This window comes from Thalassospira lucentensis (assembly GCF_032921865.1).
Classification (GTDB): Bacteria; Pseudomonadota; Alphaproteobacteria; order Rhodospirillales; family Thalassospiraceae; genus Thalassospira; species Thalassospira lucentensis_A.
In genome coordinates this window covers 1,682,904-1,697,220 of the sequence record NZ_CP136684.1, presented here as the reverse complement: position 1 = coordinate 1,697,220, position 14,317 = coordinate 1,682,904, and the positions used below count along the sequence as shown (strand labels likewise).

The 14,317-nt window shown below is 54.2% G+C and carries 13 protein-coding genes; 5 read left to right on the top strand and 8 right to left on the bottom strand.

What is annotated here, in order from left to right:
* Positions 1 to 38 precede the first annotated feature (38 nt).
* From R1T41_RS08425 to cobA, 4 genes are all read right to left on the bottom strand, one after another.
* Positions 39 to 1,376, bottom strand: coding sequence for a cobyrinate a,c-diamide synthase (locus R1T41_RS08425; RefSeq protein ID WP_317341230.1), 1,338 nt, complete (start codon positions 1,374 to 1,376; stop codon positions 39 to 41).
* 51 nt (positions 1,377 to 1,427) lie between these two features.
* A complete protein-coding gene (locus tag R1T41_RS08420; RefSeq protein ID WP_062949789.1) occupies positions 1,428 to 2,048 on the bottom strand; it encodes an SCO family protein in 621 nt (206 codons plus the stop codon).
* 156 nt (positions 2,049 to 2,204) lie between these two features.
* Complete coding sequence (locus R1T41_RS08415) at positions 2,205 to 2,993, bottom strand: sulfite exporter TauE/SafE family protein (RefSeq protein ID WP_317341227.1); 789 nt, start codon at positions 2,991 to 2,993, stop codon at positions 2,205 to 2,207.
* Between the two features lie 66 nt (positions 2,994 to 3,059).
* Positions 3,060 to 3,926 (bottom strand): uroporphyrinogen-III C-methyltransferase, encoded by an 867-nt coding sequence (gene cobA / locus R1T41_RS08410; RefSeq protein WP_317341225.1) that lies wholly within the window; start codon positions 3,924 to 3,926, stop codon positions 3,060 to 3,062.
* 234 nt (positions 3,927 to 4,160) lie between these two features.
* Between cobA and R1T41_RS08405 the strand changes: the two genes are divergently transcribed.
* From R1T41_RS08405 to R1T41_RS08395, 3 genes are all read left to right on the top strand, one after another.
* Positions 4,161 to 5,294 carry a cobalt-precorrin-5B (C(1))-methyltransferase gene (locus R1T41_RS08405; protein WP_317341223.1) on the top strand — a complete coding sequence of 378 codons (1,134 nt, stop codon included), beginning with the start codon at positions 4,161 to 4,163 and terminating at the stop codon, positions 5,292 to 5,294.
* Between the two features lie 26 nt (positions 5,295 to 5,320).
* A complete protein-coding gene (locus tag R1T41_RS08400; RefSeq protein ID WP_317341221.1) occupies positions 5,321 to 6,106 on the top strand; it encodes a cobalt-precorrin-6A reductase in 786 nt (261 codons plus the stop codon).
* 114 nt (positions 6,107 to 6,220) lie between these two features.
* Positions 6,221 to 8,368 (top strand): methyl-accepting chemotaxis protein, encoded by a 2,148-nt coding sequence (locus R1T41_RS08395; RefSeq protein ID WP_317341219.1) that lies wholly within the window; start codon positions 6,221 to 6,223, stop codon positions 8,366 to 8,368.
* A 77-nt stretch (positions 8,369 to 8,445) separates the two neighbouring features.
* Here R1T41_RS08395 and R1T41_RS08390 read toward each other — a convergent pair whose 3' ends face one another.
* A complete protein-coding gene (locus tag R1T41_RS08390; RefSeq protein WP_317341217.1) occupies positions 8,446 to 9,453 on the bottom strand; it encodes a complex I NDUFA9 subunit family protein in 1,008 nt (335 codons plus the stop codon).
* A 151-nt stretch (positions 9,454 to 9,604) separates the two neighbouring features.
* A complete protein-coding gene (locus R1T41_RS08385; RefSeq protein WP_317341215.1) occupies positions 9,605 to 10,510 on the bottom strand; it encodes an SDR family oxidoreductase in 906 nt (301 codons plus the stop codon).
* A 242-nt stretch (positions 10,511 to 10,752) separates the two neighbouring features.
* On the opposite strand from R1T41_RS08385, the gene R1T41_RS08380 reads away from it, so the two are divergent.
* Entirely contained in the window at positions 10,753 to 11,565 is an 813-nt protein-coding gene (locus tag R1T41_RS08380; protein ID WP_062949805.1) for a tetratricopeptide repeat protein, read from the top strand.
* A 72-nt stretch (positions 11,566 to 11,637) separates the two neighbouring features.
* Positions 11,638 to 12,669 (top strand): substrate-binding domain-containing protein, encoded by a 1,032-nt coding sequence (locus R1T41_RS08375; RefSeq protein WP_062949807.1) that lies wholly within the window; start codon positions 11,638 to 11,640, stop codon positions 12,667 to 12,669.
* Between the two features lie 32 nt (positions 12,670 to 12,701).
* Here the strand turns inward: R1T41_RS08375 and R1T41_RS08370 are convergent, their stop codons facing one another.
* Entirely contained in the window at positions 12,702 to 13,508 is an 807-nt protein-coding gene (locus R1T41_RS08370) for a class I SAM-dependent methyltransferase (protein ID WP_317341212.1), read from the bottom strand.
* The gene (locus R1T41_RS08365; protein WP_317341210.1) at positions 13,505 to 14,176 is read right to left on the bottom strand and encodes a glutathione S-transferase family protein; all 672 of its coding nucleotides are present in this window, start codon (positions 14,174 to 14,176) and stop codon (positions 13,505 to 13,507) included. The genes R1T41_RS08370 and R1T41_RS08365 overlap by 4 nt, the downstream gene beginning before the upstream one ends.
* Positions 14,177 to 14,317: the final 141 nt, after the last annotated feature.

Here is a 14,317-nt window from a genome sequence, read left to right as displayed (position 1 = left end):
ATGGCGGACTTCCAAACCGCAAAGATCGCCAATCGAAGCTACTGGCAGATCAGATGAAAGAACGAGCCGAAAACACTTCCCTTCATCAAACCGGCACAGCCAAGATCATCACCAGTTGCTGTGGCCATTTTACCAAGGGGCGTACCTTCGGCTTTGAGCGTCGAGGCATAGTGAAACTCATGCCCGCGCAAGATCGTTCCAATCGCCCCCAAAGCTGTCGCCTCGGACAAAACCAGTGTCCGATATCCCAAATGCAGTTTGCGATCCGCAAAACTCGTGACAAGTGGCAGAAGCCCAAGCATCTCGTGATGTTGGCCTGACGCATCAATCAGTGCCTCGCCCAGCACCATGTAGCCACCGCATTCACCATAGATCGGGGCGTTTTTGGCTGCCATCGCCGCAAGGGTCGCTTTGAAATTCCCTGCTCTCGCCAATCGTTCACCATGCAGTTCCGGATAACCACCGGGCAGATAGACGGCATCAGCCCCCTTGTTGGGGGCTTCATCCATTAGCGGGGAAAAGAACGATAATTCCGCGCCCTGACGGCGCCAGTCTTCAAGAAGATGCGGGTAGGCAAAGGCAAAGGCCGTGTCCCGCGCGATGGCAATATGCTGCCCCAATGGCGGGATACCAACGACTGCATCAGAAACATCACCGGCCCCCACCCCAAGTTGCCGACCGTTTACCAAGCCGATCAACTGATCAAGGTCCACGTCCTTGGCAATAATCTCGGCCGCCTGATCAAGAAACGTATCAAGCGCGTCATGTTCTCCTGCCTGCACAAGGCCCAGATGCCGTTCGGGCAGCGATAACGCATCACTGCGCCGGACCGCCCCGATCACAGGGATTTCCGGAAGATGTTCGCGGCACGCCGTTTCGATCATCACACGGTGCCGATCACTGCCAACCCGATTAAGGATCACAGCCGCAATCTTCACATCCTTGCGAAAACTGGCAAACCCGGCGATCACCGCGGCAGCCGATACGGACTGCCCCTTGACATCAATAACCAGCACAACCGGCCAGTTCATCAACGCCGCAAGATCGGCAGTCGATCCACTACCGTCCGCCGCCCCGTCAAACAGGCCCATCACACCTTCGCACAGAAGAAGGGACTTGTCCCCGGCCTGCCGCCGGGCAAGCGCAGCAAGCTGATCGCGTGACATCGCCCAGGGATCAAGATTGATACATTTTTCTCGGCACGCCGCGGCCTGAAATGCCGGGTCGATATAGTCCGGTCCGGTTTTTGCCGCCGCCACACGAACACCCCGATTGGCAAGAGCCCGCAAAAGACCAAGTGTCAGAACCGTCTTGCCGCTATTTGACGAGGGTGCCGCAATTATCAGGCCCGGAAGCTGCGCTGCAGATAGTTCCATATTCCGGCTTCCCTGAATGCCGCACAAACTGATCCCGACACAAACGGTGGATCATCCGTTCTTTTTGATGACCTCAGCAATGCCCTTGGCCATATCTTCCGGGGCTGTTCCGTAATTAAAGTGACGGATAAATGATCCATCACGTCCCATCAGATACACAAAAGATGAATGATCCATCAGATAGGCATCCGAATCCTTTGATTCCCCATCGGCATATGCCTTGGCGTAATACACACGGAAAGTCTTTGCGGCGGCCGTAGTCTGTTCAAGCGTTCCGGTCAGGCCAACCATACGTTCGTGAAAATGCGGAACATAGGCCGCAATCGCGTCAACCGTATCCCGTTCCGGATCGACCGAAATGAAAACCGGCGTTACCTCATTGGCAATTTCTGGATCAAGTGCATCAAGCGCATTGCCCATCACCTGCAATTCGGTCGGGCACACATCCGGGCAATAGGTATAGCCGAAATAAATCAGCATGTATTTCCCGCGGAAATCCTGTTCAGTGCGGGTCTGGCCATTCTGGTCAACCAGTTCAAACGGCCCGCCGATTGCCGCAGCCCCCGAACCGGAAGACGTCGTTTCCGATCCCATCATCATCAATCGATAGGTCAGACCAATACCGAGAACCAGCGCAATCGCCAGAATGATCACAAGTGTTTTCTTGCTCACGCCGTTACCTGTCCTTCTGTTCCGGGATTACGAGCCTGCGCCAATCAACCGGATAAATAAGCCACTGTCTTGCGGGCACTATAAATCCGCAAAACGATCATGCAAGACCCGTAACTGTGCCACGGCTCACAATGACGTCATTGCGAATTCTCAAAATTATCCGATCTGATGAAATGCCAGCACGGCAAGGATGACAGCGTTAACGACCATAAGCCCCCGCCCAACCGGGGCCATAAAAGCACGAAACCGTCTGGTGGCATATTGGCCGATCACACCGGTTGCAAACAGCATCGGCACAGTGCCAAGCCCGAATACCGCCATGACAAACCCGCCCGTCAATGCGTTGCCACCTGCGGCCGCGAGAACCAGCGCACCATAAATCAGGCCACATGGGATAAACCCAAGCATCATGCCTAACAGGTAACCCCGCCAGCCGAACGGTGCACCAAATAACGGTTTGATGCGGTCACCAACCATCCGGTTCCACCATGCACCCGTAGTGTTTCCTCCTGCCATGTCTGAAAACAGTCCGGCAAGATGAGGAACCAAACCGATCACCCCGAAAACCAGAAAGAACATCGCTGCAAACAAAAGCAATACAGGACCCAACCACCAGACTTTGGTCAGCACCGTGATGCTGTCAGCAAAAAAGCCCGCCATCACGCCAAGCAGCGTATAAGTCGTCAATCGGCCAAACTGATATGGCAAAAGCGCGGCCCCGGTCAGCCGGCGAAACTCGCTCATTTTTTCAAGCGGCAGCTTTTCCATACGCGACGTGACCTGACTAATCACAAATGGTCCGCACATCCCGACACAGTGGGTGGCACTGCCGACAAGGCCCGCAATCAGTGCCGTCGCCAAAACACCGCTGTCCTGCTGAAGGACAGTGGCGCATTGTGCCCAGCCGCTTTCGATGATGCGGATCAGTATCTGTTGTTCGTCCATGATCCATCCGGATTAATCAGTTGTTCTGATTGTGACGCCCAGACCGGATAGGAACAACGATATAGATCAATTCGAAGCTGTCGGATCACTCGGCACAGTAATGAGATCAAGGACCTGTTCGAACGGCACATGACGCACTGCTTTGACGTCATCCTGCGGTGAAAGCCAGTTCAACCGGTCACGCAGATCAACCACCTTGCCCAGAATGCAGACCGCAGGTGGTTCAACACCGGCTTTTTCGACATCGTCAGCCGCATTGGCAAGTGTTGAGATCAGAATACCCTGATTGGGCGTGGTCGCCTGGTTGATAACCGCAAGCGGCTCGTCACCGGATCGTCCATTGGCCATCAGTTCCGATGAAATACGGCGCAAATGCTTCATCGCCATATACATCACCAATACAGGTGCACCTTTGGCAAGGGCAGCCCAATTGATGTTATCAGGCATTTCGCCACTCGAACCATGGCCCGTGACAAAGGTTACCGATGAATTGCAATCACGGTGCGTTGTCGGAATCCCGGCATAAGCAGCACCGGCAATACCGGCCGTAATACCCGGTACAACCCGGAACGGTACATTATGTTGAACCAGCGTCAGACCTTCTTCACCGCCGCGGCCAAACACGAACGGGTCACCACCCTTAAGACGCAAGACCCGCAACCCCTGCTTGGCATAATCAACAAGCTGCAGAGATATATCCGTTTGCTTTGAGGACGGGCGCCCACCACGTTTACCGGCATAAACACGCTTGGCATCAGAACGCAAAAGATTGAGGATCCGGTCATCTACCAACGCATCGTAGACAACGATATCTGCCTGTTGCATCGCATTGACGGCATGGAGCGTGAGCAAACCGGGGTCCCCCGGTCCGGCGCCGACCAGCCAAACCCAACCCGGCTCAAATACCGGAAAATCAAGACCAAGTGTCGTCATTACGGAATTCTTTATCTCTCGGGCAATTGGTCCATCTGTGCAGGACCGGATCGTTTGAATATGTTAAACAGCATCTGGGCGTCAGGTCCAACACATTAGTCCGTATTTTTCTCGTTATTTATCTGATATCACATTAATTTTAATGTTTAATAGAGAAACTCTGACAAAAAAGCATGCAGCCATAATAATGGTTAACCCAGATATTCATAGCCATAAACCGGGATCACCTGCCGCATGACCCGAAAGCCGGACGGACCACTACGCAAGGGATGGACAACGGGGGCCTGTGCGACCGCCGCAACCCGTGCGGCGTGGCAAGCCCTGCTTTCTGGTGAGTTTCCCGATCCGGTCACCATCACCCTTCCCCGAGGCGAAACACCCTCCTTTAGCCTGATCAAGGCTGAAACAGGCGAAGGCTGGGCGCGGGCAAGCGTGATCAAGGATGCCGGCGATGACCCCGATGTCACCCATGGCGCGGAAATCATCGCAACAATCCGACATGGACAACAGGGTTCAGGCATCACTTTCCGTGCGGGCGACGGTGTCGGGATGATTACGAAACCCGGCCTGCCAATCCCGGTTGGCGAAGCCGCGATCAACCCCAAACCGCGCGAAATGATGACACAGCAGATCGTCGAACTGGCAAACCGGTTTAACGCAACTGCCGATGTCGAAATTGAAATTTCCATTCCCGGCGGGCAGGAGATCGCCCTGAAAACCTGGAACCCGCGGCTTGGAATTGTTGGCGGGCTTTCCGTATTGGGCACCACCGGCGTTGTGATCCCGTTCAGCTGTTCGGCATGGATCCATTCCATTCATCGCGGCATTGATGTCGCGCGCGCCACCGGTCGCAGACATGTGGCCGGGGCCACCGGCAAAACGTCCGAAGCTGCCATTCGGCAATTTTACAGTTTGCCGGACGAGGCGATCCTCGATATGGGTGATTTCGTTGGCGGCATGCTGAAATATCTGCGTCGCCATCCGGTCGAATTTGTCACAATTTCAGGCGGCTTTGCCAAACTGGTAAAACTGGCACAGGGACATATGGACCTGCATAGCAGCCGATCCGAAGTCGATTTCGAAAAACTTGCTGAAACCGTTGCCGCGCTTGGAGGTGATACCGGTCTCGTATCCGAAATTGCCAGCGCCAATACTGCCAAGCAGGTTCTGGAACTTTGCACATCCCGAAACGTTGACATAGCACGAACCATTGCCCTTCAGGCCGCTGAAGCTGCCCGCGCAACAATAGACGGTGCCTCCGCCATCGAAATTGTCGTCGTTGATCGCGCTGGCAGGATTGTTGCCCGTGCCGGACATGGCGATTTTGACGCCTTTCTTCCTGCCAAAGCGACAAACCCGAACCTTTAAAATTAACAAAAACAGGCCCGCAACACATGATCCCCCCACGAAGCACAGCTACACCGCTAAACATTCTTATTTTTGGCGGTACGGGGGATGCCAATCGTATTGCTGCTGATCTGTTGCAGGAATTCGGATCGGATGTGCGTCTGCAGCTTTCTCTTGCCGGTCGCACCAGCGCACCAAGATTACCAGACGGCATCCCTGTCCGTATTGGCGGATTTGGCGGGGCCGAAGGCATCATATCCTGTCTGGGTTCGGAAAAAATCGATCTCGTGATTGATGCAACACACCCATATGCCACCCAGATATCCAGTCACATTGCCCAAGCCTGTCACGCGGTGGCAACGCCCTGCATTCAGTTTCAGCGATCTGCATGGCAAAAAACGGATAAAGACCGCTGGATCATGGTCAGAAGCCTTCAAGAAGCAGCCCAAATCCTGCCCGACCACGGAAGACGCGCCTTGATCGCAAGCGGGCGCAAGGATCTTGCCCATTTCGAAGGACTGGAAAAAACATGGCTCCTGGTCCGGACTGTCGAGTCCCCCAAGGATCCATTCAACCTTGCATTCGGTGAATGGCTGATCGCGCGTGGTCCCTTTACCGTCGAAGGCGAAATCGAACTTTTGCAGCGCTACGAAATTGATGTGATTGTCAGTAAAAACAGCGGCGGGTCGGCTACAGAGGCCAAGATTCTTGCGGCACGCGAACTGAACATCCCGATCATCATGGTAGAACGTCCCGGTGCGGCACCGGTTGAACAGGCTGAGGCCATATATGAAATAATTGAAAAAGTCAGAAACACTCTTGCCAGTGTCTGATTTTCGGCGATATTCCTAATCCCAATTATGGACCTTTCAGGGCGGTCCAGAATTATCAGTCGAGAACGGCAAAAATAGCCGCCGACACCCTGAATTCCATGAGTGGGAACTGTAATGACCGGCAAAATTGGTTTGCGCGGAAGGTTGATGTTGGCGATTGTGCCAATTGCCTTGCTCGCCGTATGTGCCGCCGCTATGGCGGTGTTTTCTTTTAGAATTACCGAACAACAGCAGAAAATCGTTGCGAATGATGCTATCCCGGCCCTGATTTCCGGCCAGGAACTTTATTCCCGCAGCGACGCGGTCATCAGCATGGCGCGCGCCGTCGCCAGCGCGCGCAACGAAGATCAGGTCGCGGCTGCCACCGCAAATCTTGATGAAACCGAAAATGTCATGAACGACCAGATCGCAACATTGGCGATGCATGGCGTTGACGGTACGATTCTGAACGAATTTTCCAGCCAGACCGGTGAAATGATCGTCAATATCCGGTTGTTACAGGACACCATGCGTAGTCTGTTCAACACGCGCAGCGCTCATAACGCCATGCTGGGCGACGTCGTCACATCGACGAATGCCGTTGAACTGATTGCCCGTGAACTGTCAACCAATGCCAACATGCAGTTAACCAATAATGCAGGCGAACTTTACGGGCTGGTCGGCGATCCGGAAAAATCCGACAAAGCATTTGAAATGCTCGACAAGCTTCTCGACGAAGATGCACTGACGTCGCAGAATATGGCGGAACTGCGTGCCGTAGCATTGAAAATCCCCGATCTGGCCCGCATGACGGCAACAGCTGCCAATCAGGAGGACCTTGATCGCATCAAGTTCTGGTCCGGCCCCGTCCTGACCCAGATGGAAAGCAGCATCGCTGAAATCCCGCTCGATACGCCACGCGAAAAGGCTCAGACCGCTTTCACGGCAATTTCAAACGGCCTTAATCCCAATAACGGCAATAACCTGTTCAGCCTGCGCCAGAAGGAAATCGAGGATGAAAAATCGCTTGATGAACTGCTGGCAAAAACAACTGCAACATCGCAAGCAATCGGTTCGACAGCCGACCGTCTTCTGAGCGATATGCGCGCAAAGATCGACGATGCAAACCACGATGTTTCAACCACGATCAGCGCCGCAGAAAAGGCAATGATCGGTGTCGCCGTGGCCGCAATCGTCATTTCTGGCCTGATCATCTGGCTGTATGTGCAACGTAACCTGCTGGCCCGCCTTATCGGGTTAAGTTCTGCGATGGGTAGGCTGACCAATGGCGATCTTGAAACACCGGTTTCCGATCGTGGTAGTGACGAGATTGCCGATATGGCCGCCGCTGTTGAAACCTTCCGCGAAAATGCCCGCGACGCCGAAAAACTGCGCGAGGAAAACAAGGCCGCCGAACGCCGTGCCGAAGAACAGCGTCGCGAGGCTTTGCTTGAAATGGCGAACGGCTTTGAAAGCTCGGTCAACGGCCTTGTCACCGAATTACTTTCACAGGTTGGCGATATGCGCGATGCCGCCGATAACATGGCGCAGAATGCCGGTGACAACGTTCATCGTGCCATCGAAGTCAGCGAAGCATCCCAGAATGCCTCCCAGAATGTCAGTTCGGTTTCTTCCGCGACCGAAGAACTGTCTGCATCGATTGCAGAAATTGAACGACAGGTTTCCAAGGCGGAGGAGGTTTCCCGCTCTGCCGTTTCCGAAGCCCGCAAATCTGATGAAACTGTTCGCCAGATGTCCGAAACCGCGGATCGTATCGGCGAAGTTATCGAGCTGATTACGACCATTGCCGATCAAACCAACCTTCTGGCTCTTAACGCGACCATCGAAGCCGCGCGTGCCGGGGATGCAGGCAAGGGCTTTGCCGTTGTGGCAAACGAGGTCAAGAACCTGGCATCCCAGACACAGCGCGCGACCGAGGATATCGGCAAGCAGATCAATGAAATGCGTGCGGTCAGCACCGAAGCCGTCGAAATGATTTCGACCATCGCCCAGACTATTGGCGAAATCGATACGATCTCAAGCTCAATCGCAGCCGCCATGCGCCAACAGGGTGCCGCCACCGCCGAAATTGCCAGCGGTTCCGAAGAAGCAGCCAATGGTGTACGTCACGTATCAGAAAACATGCTTAATGTTTCACGTGCCGCCGAAGCGGTTCAGGACCTCTCGGGTTCGACCCGCAACACGGCCGAAGAACTTCTGCAAAAGGCACATCGCCTTCAGGACGAGGCGAACAACTTTGTCGCCCGCGTTCGCGCCGGTTAGTTAGCCTAGACCCAAAGAAAAAGCCCCGCCGAAATCCATCGGCGGGGCTTTTTTATCACTTCTGCAACAACATCCGATCAGACAAAGCGGCGGAATTCACCACTTTTGCGCGGCGGGCAGAAACGTTTCAGATAGGTCGGCGCAATCGCTTCAACGCTGTTGGGCGTAATACCAAGTTCGGCAAAACCTTCAGCACCTTCGGAAACGACATTGTCGATTTTAAGCAACCGAACCTGATCCGGGGTCAAAAGCGGCTTAGGCAGGAATTGCAGGAAGAACGCCTTGATCGATGCCAACCAGAACGGTACGGGCATCAGAATGGCGCGTTGACGGGTCATCTGCAGCATATCGCGCAGAAGTCCCATAAAGCTGTATACTTCCGGCCCACCCAACTCATAGGTCTTGCCAGCAGATTTGCCCTCGACCAGTGCAGTTACGAACGCTTCGGCTACGTCGGCTACATAGACCGGCTGGAATTTCGGACCACCATCGCCAAGCATGTCGACCTTGCCTTTATCGAGTTCGACCTTCGGCAGGCCCGGCGCACCAATAACCGGCAGAACCGGGGAATAACGCGCCATGGTGGCAAACTGGTTCAGGAAATTATCTTCCGGACCAAAAATAACCGACGGGCGGAAAATCACTGCATCCGGGAAAGCTGCGCGAACAGCCTTCTCACCAGCCAGTTTCGAAGTCGCATAAAGCGCATGCGGATTCTTATCAACGCCAAGGGCGGACATGTGCAGGAAGGTTTTAACACCACAGGCCTTGGCTTCTTCGGCAATACGTTTTGCGGCTTTGACATGGATATTCATGAAGCTGCTGCTGCCTCGCTGATACAGAATGCCCAGCAGGTTGATCACCGCTTCGGAGCCTTCGATCGCGCCTTTGATCGACTCTTCATTGCGAACATCGCAATGTACCGGAACCACCTGCCCAAGATAGCCCATCGGCTTCAGTTTCTTGACGCGCTCAAAGCTGCGGGTCGGAACGCGGACGATAAAGTCACGCTCAAGCAAACGCTTGACGATATGACGCCCGACAAATCCGGTGCCGCCAAAAACGGTTACGATACGACGATCCATGCTTGCTCTCTCCTTGCCGGCCGATGATGTCGCGATGATCCCGCCATCACGACCCGGCGCTGGGTACCATCAGGGCCAAATGCGGATATCGGCCCGATCAAAATTCCTAAGCGGTTATATACGACCCGCAGGGTGCGTCAACAATGCCCTTTTAAAGCGTATCTGTCCCGGCCCCGTTGATTTTAGCCAATATTTCGTCATGTAGCGCCAGTAAACCCGCCTTGTAGTCGGCAAAACGCAGCTTCACACCAAGCTCGGACTTGATCCGGTCATTGGCCACCCTCTTGTTATCTTCATAAAAGCTTGCAGCCATCGGGCTCAGATTGGCTGTCTCGAAATCCTCCTCCGGCGGCGGATCCATGCCAAGCAAACCACAGGCATAAGCAATTACATCCTGCGGCGGGGCGGCATCATCGTCACACACATTATAAGCTGCACCGGCATTCGGACGTTTGATGGATGCCAGAACCGTCTGTGCAATATCTTCGACATGGATACGTGAAAAAACCTGTCCGGGCTTTACAACCCGCCGCGCCCGTCCGGATCGAACCGTTTCCAGGGCATTACGTCCCGGTCCGTAAATCCCGGCCAATCGGAAACTTTGCACACAAAGACCATGACGCTGCCCCAGATCGAACCATGCCTTTTCTGCGGCCACCCGTCTGCGACCACGTTTGCCACTTGGTATCAGGTCGTCTTCTTCGGTAACGGTCGCACCATCGCGGTCGCCATAAACACCTGTTGTCGACAGATATCCGATCCATGTTCCCCTGGGCAGGGCGGCAAGATCACCGGCATGATGGGCCAGAACAGGATCACCATTCCCCCCCGGTGGTGCCGAAATCAGGACATGGGTGACACCTTTCAGGACGTCGCGAATGTCGGCCACCGGCACGTCATCGGAAAAAATGTGCGGCTCGATCCCCTGCGCGCGTAACGAGTCAGCCTTTTCCACACTGCGCGTGGTACCGGCTATTTTCCAGCCTTCCTCGCGCAGATGATTGGTGACAAGGCGTGTTGAAAATCCCAATCCGAAGCAAAACAGCTTTTCGGTCATTATCAAATCCATATGCCGGGGAGACTATCTCTAAGCGTGGAACACTATCGGCCCCGGTCGACCGTGACAAAAGCTTTCCGGACCATGTTGCGGAAAGTTTGAAATCACAATCATTTTCTTGCCGCTTTCATGATTTGCAATGCGGACCTGATAAACAGGTTCTGGTCGGTACGAGCAATACACCCGTATGCTGGCCAACGCCTCGTCGCTTTTAAAACTGACGCCAAACTGAAAGGCCTACCATGTCTGAACTGTTTGCACGCAAAACCTTGCGCGCATCATCACTCGTTGCGATGACCCTGTTTGGCATGATGCTGGTTTCGTTTGGCACGCAAAGACAGGCCTTGGCACAAGGCACAAATATGAGTGCCGATGACGCCAGGCAATATCAGGACTGCCTGAAACTCGCTCGCCTCAAACCAGAAGACGGGTTTGAAAGTGCCATTGCATGGCGCGATATGGGTGGCGGGGAACCGGCAAAGCATTGTGTCGCGGTCGCGCTGATTGCGCTTGAAAAATACGAAGAAGCCGCAACCCGCCTTGATGCACTTGCCGATGAAAGCACATCCCCCCAACAGGTCGTTGCCGGGCTTCTGGCACAAGCCGGGCAAAGCTGGATGATGGCTGGCAATCTTGAGTTTGCCTGGCGCGATCAATCACGTGCCTTGGACATGGTCAAAAACGATCCAACCCTTTGGGTTGATCGGGCAATGGTTCTGGGCATGGCCGGGCAGTATTGGGACTCGATCGACGATCTGAACAATGCGCTTGATCTTGATCCAGACAATGTCGAAGCCCTGATCTATCGTGGCACGGCATGGCGTATGCTGGAAACCTACGACCTCGCCATGACCGATATTCAACGCGCTCTGGAACTATCCCCCAACAATATTCAGGCGCTTTTCGAACGTGCAAACCTGCATCGGATTGCCGAAAATAACGATCTTGCGCGTCAGGATTATCTAACTGTCATAGAAAATTCAAACGGAACCCCTGTCGCTGATGCGGCAAGAGCGAATATAGAAAAGATGGATGTTCAGACCGGATCGGAATAGGTTCTGATCCGCATTTGATATGTGCCCGCCGGTTTCGGGACCATATCGCCAGATTTTCAGCCGGGGGACCCCATGCGTCGTTTGATTGCCACGACCGCCATTGCCGCATCCGTAACGATGATGATTGCCGCCAGCACGGCACAGGCCCGCGACCAGATCAGGATTGTCGGTTCTTCGACGATCTTTCCGCTGACCACCAAGGTCGCCGAATATTTCGGCAAGACCACCGGTGAACCGGCCCCGGTGGTTGAGAGCACCGGCTCGGGCGGTGGTTTCAAACTGTTCTGCGGCGGAATCGGTTCGGAATATCCCGACATCGTCGATGCATCGCGCCAGATAACCGGTTCGGAAACCGCCATCTGTGCCGCCAATTCGGTGCGCAATATCAGCGAAATCAAAATCGGCTATGACGGCATCGTCCTGTTGGGATCACGTAAGGCTCCGACAATGACGCTGTCGGCCCGCCAGCTTTATCTGGCACTGGCACGCACCGTTCCGGTTCAGGGGGCAAGCGTTCCGAACCCGCATGTCAAATGGTCCGATATCGACGCCAACCTGCCAGACATTCCGATCCGCGTTTACGGCCCGCCGCCGACTTCGGGCACGCGCGACCTGATGGGACAGCTTCTGATGGATAAGGGCTGTGCCGAATTCAGCGATATCGCAAGCCTCGAATCGACCGATCCTGAAAGCTTCCGCCTGCTTTGCCGCACCATCCGCGAAGATGGTGCCTATATCGAGGCAGGTGAAAATGATCGACTGGTGATCAGCAAACTTGAAAAAGATCCAAAATCCTATGGTGTGATGGGTTTCAATAACCTTGATCGCAACCGTGAAGCCATGCAGGGCATTCCGATCAATGGTGTTGCACCTGATTATGACACCATTCTGGATGGCAGCTATCCGGGATCACGTGCACTTTACCTTTATGTAAAGGACGATCATCAGCAACTGGTCCGCACGCTGGGTGCATTTGTCGCAACCTATACCTCGGACGCCGTGATCGGCGAAGAAGGCCTGCTGGCTGATAACGGCCTTGTTCCCCTGCCCGAAAACGAACGTCAGGAAGCGTTGGCAGGTGCCCAAAAGTTCTCCGGGAATTAGGTTGCGCAGGATTTAAATAAAACGGCCGGACATCAGTCCGGCCGTTTTACCATCCAGACCTGATTGGCGGCATAACGCGGCGGATTACCTTTGAAGTCAGAAAATTCCGATATCGAAACAAATCCTGAAATCTGCAACATCAACCGCATTTCACTGCGATGAACCCATCGCATATGATGCCAGCAATCCTCGCATCGTAGGACATTGCCCGTAAGATCAATTTCCTCGAACCGCCAATGTTCTTCAAACCGCTGGGTCAGGGGATCGCTGGTTCGTTCCATCGCAGTGATCCGCAACCGGCTGTCTGGCGCACCAACGCCATCTGGCATCGGAAACAGCGGCAGTTCAACACTTTCCGGGTCACCTTCCGGCAGACAATAACGTAAATCCGGATCAATCAGATCAAGAACCAGCATTCCGCCCGGTCGCAAATGAGCAAAGACCGCGGCAAGGCATCGCTGCTGATCATTGCCATCAGTGATTTCCTGAAATCCGCGAAACGGAATAATGATCAGGGCAAATTGCCGCCCCAGATCAAAGTTGCACATATCGCCCTTGTGCCAAATCATGTCGGGATATTTCGCGCGCGCCTGTGTCAGCATCGCATCGGAAAGATCAAGCCCCTCAACCGCAATACCGGCCTCACGAATGGCGGCGGCAATCCAGCCTGTCCCGCAGCCCAGTTCAAGAACCGGGCCACCGATGTTGACGGCAATATCACGATAAAACGGGATCGGATCTTCGAATAATTTGCGATCAAGCTCGGCACGAAGGTCATAGCTGGCGGCGTTAAGGCCACCTTGTGGATAAAAGCTGTCGACCTTCGAGGAACCCGTCATTCAAAATCCAGATCGGCATAATGCGGGGATGGAGGGAAGCTTGCCTGCCGGTCCGCCAGAATGTCGCGCATCGCAGGGCGGCTTTTGATCCGCATATACCAATCCCTAGCACGCGGATGTTTTGACCAGTTGATATCACCCATATAATCAATCACGGAAATCTGGGCAGCTGCGGCAATATCGGCCATGGTCAGATGTTCACCCGCCAGCCAGTTTCGACGTTCAAACAACCATCCGATATAATCGAGATGATAGGCTGCATTGGTGCGCCCGGCGCGCAGGATTTTGGTATCCGGCGTGCCTGTCGAGAAGAAGCGTTTCAAAAGCTTCTCGCCCAGCAGATGATCGGTAACCTCGCGGTTGAACTTGCCGTCAAACCACGCGACAAGGCGGCGGATTTCCGCACGTTCCTTGGCATCAGCTCCCAAAAGCGGGATGTCGGCATAAACTTCATCCAGATATTCGCAGATCACGGTTGAATCGCACAGGACCGTGCCGTCTTCTTCTTCCAGAACAGGCACTTCGCCCGCCGGGTTCAGCGACAGAAACGCGTCGCGTCGCTCCCAGACAGGTTCTGCCTTAAGCTCGAATTCAAGCTTCTTCTCGGCCAGAACCAGACGCACTTTGCGCGAAAACGGTGATAGCCAGAAATGATGTAATTGACGCATGGAATTGAAGATACCCAACCAAGGATGAACGTTTTGCAAACCGGGCCGCATATGGCGGTTTGATACCATATGGCGTCTGTGCGCCATTCATTACAGGACCGGAATTTCAAATTCTCTCAAACCACGCAAATGCGCCAATGT

Coding starts and splice junctions, on each gene's coding strand:
- R1T41_RS08425 (WP_317341230.1), bottom strand. CDS start 1,376: ATGGAACTATCTGCAGCGCAGCTTCCGGGCCTGATAATTGCGGCACCC.
- R1T41_RS08415 (WP_317341227.1), bottom strand. CDS start 2,993: ATGGACGAACAACAGATACTGATCCGCATCATCGAAAGCGGCTGGGCA.
- cobA (WP_317341225.1), bottom strand. CDS start 3,926: ATGACGACACTTGGTCTTGATTTTCCGGTATTTGAGCCGGGTTGGGTT.
- R1T41_RS08405 (WP_317341223.1), top strand. CDS start 4,161: ATGACCCGAAAGCCGGACGGACCACTACGCAAGGGATGGACAACGGGG.
- R1T41_RS08400 (WP_317341221.1), top strand. CDS start 5,321: ATGATCCCCCCACGAAGCACAGCTACACCGCTAAACATTCTTATTTTT.
- R1T41_RS08395 (WP_317341219.1), top strand. CDS start 6,221: ATGACCGGCAAAATTGGTTTGCGCGGAAGGTTGATGTTGGCGATTGTG.
- R1T41_RS08390 (WP_317341217.1), bottom strand. CDS start 9,453: ATGGATCGTCGTATCGTAACCGTTTTTGGCGGCACCGGATTTGTCGGG.
- R1T41_RS08385 (WP_317341215.1), bottom strand. CDS start 10,510: ATGACCGAAAAGCTGTTTTGCTTCGGATTGGGATTTTCAACACGCCTT.
- R1T41_RS08380 (WP_062949805.1), top strand. CDS start 10,753: ATGTCTGAACTGTTTGCACGCAAAACCTTGCGCGCATCATCACTCGTT.
- R1T41_RS08375 (WP_062949807.1), top strand. CDS start 11,638: ATGCGTCGTTTGATTGCCACGACCGCCATTGCCGCATCCGTAACGATG.
- R1T41_RS08370 (WP_317341212.1), bottom strand. CDS start 13,508: ATGACGGGTTCCTCGAAGGTCGACAGCTTTTATCCACAAGGTGGCCTT.
- R1T41_RS08365 (WP_317341210.1), bottom strand. CDS start 14,176: ATGCGTCAATTACATCATTTCTGGCTATCACCGTTTTCGCGCAAAGTG.